The organism is Maribacter spongiicola (assembly GCF_004364165.1).
Taxonomy (GTDB): domain Bacteria; phylum Bacteroidota; class Bacteroidia; order Flavobacteriales; family Flavobacteriaceae; genus Maribacter; species Maribacter spongiicola.
In genome coordinates this window covers 52,890-64,521 of record NZ_SOAY01000011.1, presented here as the reverse complement: position 1 = coordinate 64,521, position 11,632 = coordinate 52,890, and the positions used below count along the sequence as shown (strand labels likewise).

At 34.9% G+C, this 11,632-nt stretch carries 14 protein-coding genes; 6 read left to right on the top strand and 8 right to left on the bottom strand.

Features of this window, described 5'->3' with window-relative positions:
* Positions 1–70: 70 nt before the first annotated feature.
* From CLV90_RS08600 to CLV90_RS08575, 6 genes are read right to left on the bottom strand one after another with little or no spacing between them, the layout of a single operon-like run.
* Entirely contained in the window at positions 71–949 is an 879-nt protein-coding gene (locus CLV90_RS08600) for a rhomboid family intramembrane serine protease (protein WP_133687110.1), read from the bottom strand.
* 3 nt (positions 950–952) lie between these two features.
* Positions 953–1,696: a rhomboid family intramembrane serine protease gene (locus tag CLV90_RS08595; RefSeq protein WP_133687109.1), complete on the bottom strand. Its 744-nt coding sequence runs from the start codon at positions 1,694–1,696 to the stop codon at positions 953–955.
* Entirely contained in the window at positions 1,697–3,550 is a 1,854-nt protein-coding gene (gene mutL, locus CLV90_RS08590) for a DNA mismatch repair endonuclease MutL (protein ID WP_133687108.1), read from the bottom strand. It lies immediately after the preceding gene.
* Positions 3,550–3,912 (bottom strand): riboflavin synthase subunit beta, encoded by a 363-nt coding sequence (locus CLV90_RS08585; RefSeq protein WP_341777685.1) that lies wholly within the window; start codon positions 3,910–3,912, stop codon positions 3,550–3,552. The genes mutL and CLV90_RS08585 overlap by 1 nt, the downstream gene beginning before the upstream one ends.
* 60 nt (positions 3,913–3,972) lie before the next feature.
* Positions 3,973–4,455 (bottom strand): 6,7-dimethyl-8-ribityllumazine synthase, encoded by a 483-nt coding sequence (ribH, locus tag CLV90_RS08580; RefSeq protein WP_133687107.1) that lies wholly within the window; start codon positions 4,453–4,455, stop codon positions 3,973–3,975.
* Complete coding sequence (locus CLV90_RS08575; protein ID WP_133687106.1) at positions 4,455–5,222, bottom strand: tetratricopeptide repeat protein; 768 nt, start codon at positions 5,220–5,222, stop codon at positions 4,455–4,457. Before CLV90_RS08575 ends, ribH begins: the two co-directional genes overlap by 1 nt.
* Before the next feature lie 123 nt (positions 5,223–5,345).
* Here CLV90_RS08575 and recF point away from each other — a divergent pair, with 123 nt between their 5' ends.
* From recF to CLV90_RS08560, 3 genes are read left to right on the top strand one after another with little or no spacing between them, the layout of a single operon-like run.
* Positions 5,346–6,425, top strand: coding sequence for a DNA replication/repair protein RecF (recF, locus tag CLV90_RS08570; RefSeq protein ID WP_133687105.1), 1,080 nt, complete (start codon positions 5,346–5,348; stop codon positions 6,423–6,425).
* Between the two features lie 2 nt (positions 6,426–6,427).
* Positions 6,428–6,844: a hypothetical protein gene (locus CLV90_RS08565; protein WP_243835329.1), complete on the top strand. Its 417-nt coding sequence runs from the start codon at positions 6,428–6,430 to the stop codon at positions 6,842–6,844.
* A complete protein-coding gene (locus CLV90_RS08560; protein WP_133687103.1) occupies positions 6,844–7,140 on the top strand; it encodes a DUF721 domain-containing protein in 297 nt (98 codons plus the stop codon). Before CLV90_RS08565 ends, CLV90_RS08560 begins: the two co-directional genes overlap by 1 nt.
* 147 nt (positions 7,141–7,287) lie before the next feature.
* Here CLV90_RS08560 and CLV90_RS08555 read toward each other — a convergent pair whose 3' ends face one another.
* Complete coding sequence (locus CLV90_RS08555; RefSeq protein WP_027066423.1) at positions 7,288–7,707, bottom strand: nucleoside-diphosphate kinase; 420 nt, start codon at positions 7,705–7,707, stop codon at positions 7,288–7,290.
* 45 nt (positions 7,708–7,752) lie between these two features.
* Entirely contained in the window at positions 7,753–8,781 is a 1,029-nt protein-coding gene (locus CLV90_RS08550) for an alkaline phosphatase D family protein (protein ID WP_133687102.1), read from the bottom strand.
* Between the two features lie 75 nt (positions 8,782–8,856).
* Between CLV90_RS08550 and CLV90_RS08545 the strand changes: the two genes are divergently transcribed.
* The 3 genes from CLV90_RS08545 to CLV90_RS08535 are packed head-to-tail and all read left to right on the top strand — an operon-like array spanning position 8,857 to position 11,571.
* Positions 8,857–9,873 (top strand): DHH family phosphoesterase, encoded by a 1,017-nt coding sequence (locus CLV90_RS08545; RefSeq protein WP_133687101.1) that lies wholly within the window; start codon positions 8,857–8,859, stop codon positions 9,871–9,873.
* Entirely contained in the window at positions 9,870–10,421 is a 552-nt protein-coding gene (gene gldI / locus CLV90_RS08540; protein ID WP_133687100.1) for a gliding motility-associated peptidyl-prolyl isomerase GldI, read from the top strand. Before CLV90_RS08545 ends, gldI begins: the two co-directional genes overlap by 4 nt.
* Before the next feature lie 13 nt (positions 10,422–10,434).
* Complete coding sequence (locus CLV90_RS08535) at positions 10,435–11,571, top strand: peptidylprolyl isomerase (RefSeq protein ID WP_407943381.1); 1,137 nt, start codon at positions 10,435–10,437, stop codon at positions 11,569–11,571.
* Positions 11,572–11,632 lie beyond the last annotated feature (61 nt).

Genomic DNA, 11,632 nt, shown 5'->3' with positions numbered 1-11,632 from the left:
AACAAACAGAAAGCCACAATCAAATTTAAAAACAACATGAATTTCTTAAAAAAAGACATTTTCTTCATGCTCAATTCTCTTTACCAGCCTTAAACAAAAAGTCTTTTTCTGCCTTTGAAAGACTTTCATAACCAGACTTGCTTATTTTATCTAGAATAGCATCAATCTTTTTTTGATGTGTTTTTTTATCATAATCTGCCGCAGATGATGTATTTGCAGCAGTAGTTTTATTTTTATAAACCGTTTTCATTGGTGCCTTCTTCTCTGAACCTTTAAATAGGTTCGCTATACTATCCATAAACTTTGAGAACCCTGATCCTATGTCGTTTCCTTTCAATAATTGACTAGCATATAAATACCCAAGAAATGCACCACCTAAATGCGCTAAATGTCCACCAGAGTTACTAATAGGCAATTGAATTAAATCACTTAAAACCAGTACAGCACCAACCATCCAAAGCTTAACATTAAAAAATATGACCCTAACTTCTTGATTAGGTAAATAAGTACAGATGAATATTAATACAGCGCTTGCACCAGCTGAAGCACCAATTAGAGCTGCATTCGTATCAAAAAATGCAGGAAAGATATTATATCCTAACACAAAGAATAGTCCCCCTAAAATAACACCAAGTAGATAAACGTTTAAAAATCGTTTGGCATCAAATAGATTTAAAAATATTCTACCCACAAAATAAATCATCAGCATGTTCCAGAACAAGTGCCCGATTCCACCATGAAAAAATGAATAGGTAATAATTGACCATGGCTGAAAAACGATATCAACAATATCATTATTTAGCTCAAACCATTGAGCAATGCTATTTTTTTGTATGCCCAGTAAAAACGGGATTAAAGCATTTACTATAAAAACTACGACATTGACCGCAATAAGTTTCTCTGCTATATTTAACCTACTAAACTGATATTTTAAATCTGGTTGAGCCATAATTTAGTTCCACCTATTTTTATTAAACTGATTTTTTTTCCAGTACCACATCATAATGAATCCGAATAAAGCGCCACCTACGTGTGCAAAATGCGCTATACCTTGTCCGAATAAACTATAACCCGTAACTCCGGAAAACAAATCTAACCCAATTAAAACGGGAATAAAAAATTTGGCTTTTATAGGAACAGGCAGAAACATTAGAAATAGTTCACTATTCGGATAAGACATTCCGAATGCCACTAAAATACCATAAATAGCTCCTGATGCCCCAACTACAGGTGTATTAAAAGCCGCTAAAAAATTATCAATAGTATCTTTTCCTGCAATGGCATACCACTCTGTGTTATACTGACCACTATTAATAATTTCTAAAATACTACTTTCAGAAATTCCCGAATCAACTAAAGCGCTCATGCCGGCATTGTAGTAATAATAATTAACACCTATATGAATTAAAGCCGCACCTAAACCCGCTGAGATATAGAAAAACAAAAACTTATTTCTACCCCACATACGCTCTAAAGGTGTCCCGAAAGCCCACAGCGCATACATATTAAATAGAATATGCATAAACCCACCATGCATGAACATATGAGTTAATATTTGCCAAAGCTGAAAATGATCGTTTTTAGGAAAGTACAAAGAAAACCACTCGTACATTTGCTCCCCATACATTTGCGTAGCTATAAAAAACAGCACATTTATAATAAGTAAGTGCTTAATTGTTTCCGTTAATCTTCCCATTTATATAAATTTTCGTTCAATATCATTTTCTGTAATAGTAACATATACTCTTTTGTTAAACGGACTCAAGGTAGATTCTTTACAAGCGAATAAATCATTCACTAATTTCACTTGAGAAAACTCGTCTAATGTCTCACCTGTTTTTACCGAGAGTGTTTTTGCCAAAGTCTTTGCCAGCATATCACTTTGTGAGAAACTATCGCCAGGTATCTCTTGTTGAAAATCAGAAATTAGTTGCTCCATAATCATCTGCACCTCACTTTCAACAACTAAAACCGGCACACCTGAAATTTCTACACCGTCATCAGAAATTTCTCCGAATACAAAACCGACAGTACATAAATTCTCTTTAATATCTTTCAGAATGTTAATTTCCCCTGGTGAAAAAGACAACGACAACGGAAAAAGTAACTGCTGACTTACGGCTTCTTTAATGGTAATATTCTTTAAAAAGTTCTCGTAAAGTACGCGTTGATGCGCCCTACTTTGATTTATAACCACCATACCGGATTTTATAGTGGTTATAATATACTTTTTACGTAACTGAAATGTGGTGGTCGTATGGTCTACAATATCTTTTTCATTATCAAAAATGCTACTGTTTACAACTTCTGACTCGAACTCTAAATGACTCGCACTACTTTCTACATTTGTTTCAATGCCTGAATACAAATTTTCCCAACCATCTACTTTAGGCTTTGAATAACTACCGCCACCTAAAGAATTTCCTCTCGTGGGTTGCACAGTTTCAAAAGGGTTGAACGAGGAATCAACAACAACTTGGGGGACACCAACCTGTTTATTTTTATATGCATACGGGGTATCTAAGTTTTGATCTTGCTCAAAGTCTAAAGCAGGCACCACATTAAATTGACCCAAACTATGCTTTACCGTTGACTTTAGCATGGCATAAAGTGTATGCTCGTCATCAAACTTTACCTCTGTTTTTGTTGGGTGAATATTTATATCAATAGTACCCGGATCAACCTCTAAATTTAAAAAATAACCCGGATGAGTACCCGGACGAATTAATCCCTCAAAAGCGCCTAATATCGCATGATGCAAATACGGACTCTTAATAAACCTATTATTGGCAAAGAAAAACTGCTCACCCCTGCTCTTTTTAGCAAATTCAGGTTTTTGAATATACCCTGAAATTTTTACTACGTGAGTTTCTTCTTCAACAGGTACAAGCTTCTCATCGGTCTTTCTACCAAAAATATGTACGATACGTTTTCTAAAATCGGTAGCCGGTAATTGAAAAACATCGCTACCATTATTGTAAAAATTGAACGCTACCTGCGGATGCGCCAATGCAATTCGATGAAACTCATCGGTTATATGCCTAAATTCCACTTGATCGGATTTTAAGAAATTTCGACGTGCAGGTATATTAAAAAAAAGATTCTTAACCAACATAGAGGTTCCCTTAGGGGCTACCACAATTTCTTGACTTACAATTTTACTCCCTTCGATTTTAATCTTCGTACCAATATCATCATCTTCAGTTCTGGTAAGCATTTCTACATGCGCGATAGCTGCAATCGAAGCAAGAGCCTCGCCTCTAAAACCTTTGGTATGTAAATTAAAAAGATCTTCTGCTTTTTGAATTTTTGAAGTAGCATGGCGTTCAAAACTTAAACGAGCATCTGTGCCACTCATACCCTTGCCATTATCAACAACTTGGATTAATGTCTTACCACCATCTTTAATAATCAACTGAATTTCAGTAGCACCGGCATCAATGGCATTTTCCACCAATTCTTTCACCACGGAAGATGGGCGCTGCACCACTTCACCAGCAGCAATTTGATTTGCTACATGGTCAGGTAATAATCTAATGATATCTGCCATTATGAAGTAAAGAAAATTGTGAGGTCAAAATCAATTATGTAAAGAAAAATAAGAAGCAACACCGCAATTATAATTACCATTCTAATTTTTAAGTTGCGATCTCCTTTTCTTTTGGAGTCTTCAATAGCACTATTAATCTTTCTTTTTAATCCTCGAGATGTATTTAACGTGCTACGAAACTGGTCGAATTTAGGTTCCATTTTAAACGGATTGCCTTTTCCTTTGCCATCATAATACCTAGGATTGTATTCAAATGACCTATTTTTTCGTAACCGCGTTATTTTGCTCAACATCCCCATAACCTCAAAGTTACTTAAAATAGAAAAATAGGGCATGTTACCAATGCCAAAATTTGTTAACATCTTACGATACTAACCTAATACCCTTAAACTTATAAGAAAATAGAACTATTAAAGAGGCTATTAACTACCTAAAACCGCCATTTTAATAGCAGCAATAGCTGCTTCAGTACCTTTATTACCATGCTTACCACCACTACGATCTATAGCTTGTTGCATGTTATTGTCTGTAAGCACACAAAAAATAACAGGCACATTGGTTGTAATATTCAAGTCTTTTATCCCCTGAGCAGTAGCATCACAAACAAAATCGAAATGCTTGGTCTCCCCTTGTATAACACTACCAATAGCAATTACGGCATCGACCTTTTGCGTATTAATCATTTTTTTTGAACCAAAAGTAAGTTCAAAACTACCAGGCACATTCCAACGGATAATATCTGATTCTTGTGCTCCGCACTCAATTAATGCTTCAATTGCACCAGAAAACAAACCCTCTGTAATTTCTGAATTCCATTCTGAAACAACAATCCCAAACCGAAGTCCGTTCGCGTTTGGGATTGTTGCCTTATCGTAACCCGATAAATTTTTATTTATTGTTGCCATTACTCTCCACTTTTAGCCATACCTATAAAAGCATCTATAGAAGCGGCATTCTCTGATTTTGGAAAATCATCTTTAATTCTTTGGAAAAAACCTAAAGCTTTATCCTTATCTCCCATTTCTAAAGCAGTAATACCGGCCTTATATAAAAATTTAGGAGCAGTATACTCGTTATCACTATGTTTTACGGCAGCCTCGTAATAACCTAAAGCATCAGACGCTTGGTCTAATTGCATAAAAGCATCACCCAAACCACCTTTTGCCAAAGCACCTAAAACAGCATCATCAGAGCTAAAATCCTCTAAATATGTAATAGCCTCTTGGTAGTTGTTCATATTTAAATATGACATACCTGCACCGTAATTTGCAAGGTTAGCAGCCTTAGTACCATTATACTCTTCAATAATATCTAAAAAACCGTATTTACCTTCGGCACCTTCTAAGGCCAAGGTAAACAATGAGTCTTTTGCGGTAGTCGCTACCAATGCCTGGTCGAAATATTGCTGCGGATAGTACATCTCATTAGCTGCACTAGACTCCTTCGGTTTCTCTACAAATTGGTTATACGCCAAATAGCCTAAAACACTGATTGCAATAACACCAATGACACCTAAAATAATATTTTGATTCTTAGAAACCCACTCTTCTGATCTAGAAGCTCCTTCATCTAAAGAACTAAAAACCTCAGCTGTTGTGCTTTCCTGTTCGTCAAATTCCTGTTGCTCAGCTTTCGTTTCAGGTTTATATCCTCTCTTCTTATATGTTGCCATCTATAAATTTATTGGTCGCGCAAAAATAATGGTTTTATTGAAATCGCAAAGTGTATTTATTCGTTATTTTTGGATATTTTAAGCAAGTTTACATTCTTCCAATTTTTAAATCCGATTTTATTAATGCTGCTGAGACAATTATCATTGATCAATTACAAAAATTTTGAATCAAAAGAACTGACGTTCGATGCTAAAATAAATTGTTTTGTAGGTGATAACGGAATCGGTAAAACAAACATTCTTGACTCCATCTACCACTTATCATTTGGCAAGAGTTATTTCAACCCCGTTTCTTCTCAAAATATACGTCATGGATCAGATTTTTTTATGATTGATGGTACTTTTGAAAAAGAAGGAAGAGAAGAGAAAATAGTTTGCAGCCTAAAGAAGAACAACAAGAAAATCATAAAACGAAACGGAAAAGCTTATGATCGCTTTGCCGACCACATTGGGCTTTTACCGCTAGTTATTATTTCACCCGCAGATAGAGACCTTATTATAGAAGGGAGCGATACACGAAGAAAATTTATTGATGGTGTTATCTCTCAATCAGACAAAAGCTATTTACAAAACCTCATGAACTATAATAAGGTAGTTTCGCAAAGAAATGCGCTATTAAAATATTTCGCAGCCAATAGGACATTCAATAAAGATACTTTAGCGGTCTACAATGAACAGATGAATACTTATGGCACAGAAATCTTTAAAAAGAGGACATCATTCTTAGAAGCTTTTATTCCTATTTTTCAAGAACAATATAAATCTATCACGGGCAATACAGAAGATGTTTCGCTTTCTTACGATAGTAAATTGAAAGATGATGATCTGCTTACGCTTTTAAATAAAAATTTAGACAAAGATCGCGCACTACAATATACCAGCGTTGGCGTTCATAAAGACGATCTTAGCTTTGAAATCAGTCACCACCCCATAAAGAAGTTTGGTAGTCAGGGGCAGCAGAAATCTTTCTTAATAGCTTTAAAATTCGCACAGTTTCATTTTATGAAATCGCAAAGTGGCACAACGCCTATATTAATTTTAGATGATATTTTTGATAAGCTAGATGAGCATCGTGTATCTCATATTATAACTTTGGTAAATGATGAAAATTTCGGACAGATTTTCATTAGTGACACCCATGCGGATAGAACCGAAAGTGTTGTTAAAAAAATTCATCAATCGTATAAAATCTTTAAATTGTAATGATGAAAAAATTACTAATCATTTGCTTCATATTTCTTGCTTCTTGTAATTCCAAAGTTGATAAAAGTCAATTACTTCTATTAAATGGTTACTGGGAAATAAAAGAAGTTACCTTTAATGACGGAGCAAAAAAAGAATATTCTATTAATAGTACGGTTGATTATATACAATTAGACTCTTTAAAAGGATTCAGAAAAAAAGTAAACCCAAAATTCAATGGTACTTTCGAAACTTCTAATGATGCAGAGCCTTTTCAAATTAGAATATCGAATGATTCTATTTTCATGAGTTACACCAATAATTCGAATACTTGGGAAGAAGTCTTGACCAAACTAACTAAAGAAAGTTTCTCTGTAAAAAACAAAGAAGGACTTACCTACGAATACAACAGATTTGAACCTATAAACATAACCCCATAATGGCGAGTAGAGGCAACGATAATACTTCAATGAAAGATGCACTTTCTGCATTTATTCAGAAAAATAAATTAGAAAAAGGAATAGATAAAGTAGATGCAAGAACTGCATGGGCCAAACTTATGGGTAACGGCGTAAATAATTATACTACAGAAATCGAATTAAAGTTCGATACGCTATATGTAGCTTTAAACTCTTCTGTATTACGAGAAGAGTTAAGCTTGGGCAAATCGAAAATTATACGCATGCTCAACGAAGAAATCGGCAAAGAAGTGATTAAAAAGCTGGTTTTGCGATAGCTGTTGGCTGTTGGCTGTTGGCTGTTGGTTGTTGGTTGTTGGTTGTTGGTTGTTGGTTGTTGGTTGTTGGTTGTTGGTTGTTGAAAATATTATAAAAAAAATGCCAGTTCTTTAGAACTGGCATTTTTTTATCTCTAAAAATCTTTCTTAATAAATTTCTCTACCAGCAAAATGGAATGAACCTTCAATAGCTGCATTTTCATCGCTATCAGAACCATGTACTGCATTCTCACCAATACTAGTAGCAAACATTTTACGAATAGTACCTTCAGCTGCATCTGCAGGGTTGGTAGCACCAATCAATGCTCTAAAATCTTCAACAGCATTTTCTTTTTCTAAGATAGCCGCTACAATTGTACCACTTGTCATGAATTCAACTAATTCACCAAAAAATGGACGCTCTCTATGTACCCCATAAAATTCTTGTGCATCCCTTAAGCTCAATTGTGTATATTTCATTGCTACGATTTTAAAACCAGCAGCAGTAATTTTTTCTAAAATAGCCCCAATATGTCCGTTTTTAACGGCATCTGGTTTAATCATCGTAAACGTTCTATTCGTACTCATATCTTAATTTTTGCGCAAAAATACGTTTTTATACATATCTCACAACTATTCGTAGACTTGTTCTAGTTTCTCTAACACTATTCCGTTATCTCCAACTATTTTAAAATCAACCTTTCTAGTGTTAAAATCAAACTCCAGAATTCCGAAACTTTCTGTAAAAACAACTTCCCCTACTCTATATATATTAGGCTCACCTGTAAAACCTCTATAAGCATGCGTGAGTCCGCTACTTGTAAAATCTATTAATGGATAGTTCATACCATCAATAACCGTTTTTGAAAATTCAGAAATATGTCGATCACCAGATAACACAATCACTCCTTCAGCCTTAGAATCTGCTATTACCTTTGCCAACTTATCAACCTCATGCGGAAAATTACCCCAAGCTTCGAATCCGTGTTCATTGGACAAGTATTGAACACTGCTGACAATAATATTGAAATCAGATTTAGATGTATTCAGTTCATTTTCTAACCATGCCCACTGCACATCTCCTAACACAGTACCGTCGCCATATTCATTTGGCTTAACTCTTTTAAAAGTTTCAGTATCAGGTGTTAATTGAGTTCTAAAATAGCGGGTATCAAGTATGATAAAAGTGATAGAATGATCACCTATATCATATTTCTTGACATTATAAACTCCTTTTCGCTTTCGTAGCGGACTATCATCTGGCACGTTCATAAAATTCAAAAACTCTTGCTGACTGGCATCTTTAGCTTCAAACTCCACTCCACCATCATTTAACCCATAATCATGATCATCCCAAGTACCTAAAATATCAGTAGTTGCTACTAGCTTTATATATTCCGTTTGCTCCTTTTGCTTATTATACATCGCTCTTAAAGCAACCATATCATCAGTATCGGCATAAATATTATCGCCGCCCCACACCCAAACATCCGGCTTGGTGTTTAAAATATCATCCCACAAAAGGTTAGGTAAATCAACTCTATTACAAGAACCAAAAGCTAAAACGAAATCGCTATTAGTAGCTTTATTTTCAACTTGTTTTTTGTTCGACGAACATGACCCCAAAAAGAGTGCGCAAATAAAAAAGTATGTGATTTTCATATGAGATAGTTAAGTCTGGGTAAAATTAAGGCTTTCGCTTTAAAGCCTATATTATTAAATTGTATCTTTGCCGCCATGAATTTAGAGCACCTAAACGAGCTTAAAAAACTACTTTCTTCACCAAAGAAAATAGCGATTATACCACACAAGAATCCTGATGGAGATGCTATTGGATCCACATTGGCACTTTGGCATTATTTAGTCAATACCGGTCATACGGCCAGTATTGTTGCACCGAACGACTATCCGAAGTTTTTAAAATGGATGCCAGGCTCAGATAAAATCTTGAATTTTGAAAAAGAAAATTCACAATCCAAATCATGCATTGACAATGCTGATATCATATTTACTTTAGACTTTAACCATCTTGGTCGTGTTGGTCAAATGAGCGATATACTAGAATCTGCAACCGCAACTTTTGTAATGGTTGACCACCACCAAGAGCCTTCAGATTATGCTAAAATCATATACTCTGATGTAAAAATGAGTTCTACTTGTGAAATGGTATATGTACTGATCAATCAATTAGGTGATAAAAACAGTATTACCACAGAGATGGCGAATTGCATATATACCGGTATTATGACAGACACCGGTTCTTTTAAATTTGCTGCAACTACAAGTAATACTCATAGAGTTATTGCCGACCTTATGGACAAAGGTGCTGAAGGAACAGAAATTCATCACCGTATATATGACACTAATTCTCCGAGCAGGCTACACTTATTAGGTTGCGCATTAAAGAACATGGTCATATTAGAAGAGTATGCTACGGCATATATTACAATGAGTCAAGACGAATTAGATACTTATAACTATCAAAAAGGAGACACCGAAGGTTTTGTAAACTACGGCTTAACTTTAGATGGTATTAAATTTGCCGTCATATTCATAGAAAATAGAGAGGAAGGTATTTATAAAATTTCTTTTAGGTCAGTAGGAGAGTTTTCTGTAAATGATTTCGCAAGAAAACATTTTAGTGGCGGCGGACATACAAATGCTGCAGGCGGAAAAAGTGATGATAACTTAGAAGAAACTATTACAAAATTTACTTCTTTGCTATCTTTATATAAGAATCAACTACAGTCATGAGATTAGTTTCATTTTTATTTTTAGCCATTTTGGTCGTTAGTTGTGATGGACCAAAACCAAGAAAACCAATTCAAACAAAAAGCGGAAGTTTTTTTAAGGCATCTATTGAAAGAAGTCGTAGGCTACTTGAAGCTGAAGAAAGTAAAATTCAAGAAATTATAGCATTAGATTCTTTGAAACACTATTCGCATAGTAATTCTGGTTCTTGGTATCATTACCTAACGGTTAACGAAGAAAGTGATTACACACCTAAAACAGGAGATTTAGTAGCACTCAGCTATGACATATTAACTTTGGACAATGACACTATCTACTCAAAAGAAGAAATTGGCGTTTTCACCTATAAAGTTGATAAGCAAGAGCTATTCTTAGGTCTTAGAGATGCGGTTAAAATGTTAAAAGAAAATGAGCGCGCTACATTTCTTTTTCCTTCATCAATTGCCTTTGGTTACCATGGCGATGAAAATAAAATAGGAAGCAATGTTCCTATAAAATCTACAATTACAATTTTACAAATAGAGAAACAAGAAGACAACACAGTAAATTAAAATGACGATTATGATTAAAAAAATGTACTTGCTTGCAGTTATAACCTTAGTTTTAGCTAGCTGCAAAACCGGCAAAAGAGCCGATTTAGGAGACGGTTTGTTTGCCGATATCAAAACATCTAAAGGCGATATTATCGTTCGTTTAGAACAAGATAAGACTCCTGTTACAGTGGCTAACTTTATTTCTTTAGCAGAAGGAACAAATACTTTTGTTAGTGAAGAATATAAAGGTAAAAAATATTATGACGGATTAACATTTCACAGAATCATGAAAGATTTCATGATTCAAGGCGGGGATCCATTAGGTCAAGGTACCGGTAACCCAGGTTATAAGTTCATGGATGAATTCAATGATTCATTAGTACATGATAAAAAAGGAATTCTTTCAATGGCAAACTCTGGTCCTACAACTAACGGTAGTCAGTTTTTCATCACCCATAAAGAGACACCATGGTTAAATAACAAGCACACCGTATTTGGTGAGGTAGTAGAAGGTATGGATGTGGTTGATTCTATTGCAAATGTTGCCGTGGGCGCAGGAAACAAACCTGTTGAGCCAGTAATTATGAATACAGTAGAGATTATTAGAAATGGTAAAGAGGCTCGTAAGTTCGATGCTGTTCAAATAATGACCGATTATTTTGATGGTGAAGAAGATAGACTTGCTGCTATTGAAAAAGAGAAAGCTGAAAAATTAGCTGAAGTAGAAAAAATAAAAGCCGAATTTGCTGCTGCTACCGAAGCTCAAAAAGCAAAAGCTCAGACTTTACCTTCTGGTCTTAAGGTATTAACTTTAGAAAGTGGTTCTGGTGACAAACCAAAGGTTGGTCAGAAAGTAAACGTAATGTACGCTGGTTATTTAATGGATGGTACTTTGTTCGATAGTAACTACGAAGAAGTTGCCCAGAAATATGGTATGTTCGATATTAAAAGACAACAAGGTGGTGGTTACATGCCAGTACCAATGGACTATTCTCCTGAATCTCGTTTAATTGCAGGATTTAGAGAAGGACTTTTAACAATGAAAGTTGGCGACAAAGTTCGTTTGTTCATTCCATCTCACTTAGGATATGGCCCACAAGGTGGCGGTCCAATTCCACCAGATGCAGATTTAATTTTCGATTTAGAAATTACAGGCTTAGCCCAATAATTATAAGAAATAAAAAATGCCCTTTAGTTTTCACTAAAGGGCATTTTTTTATACCTGTAAT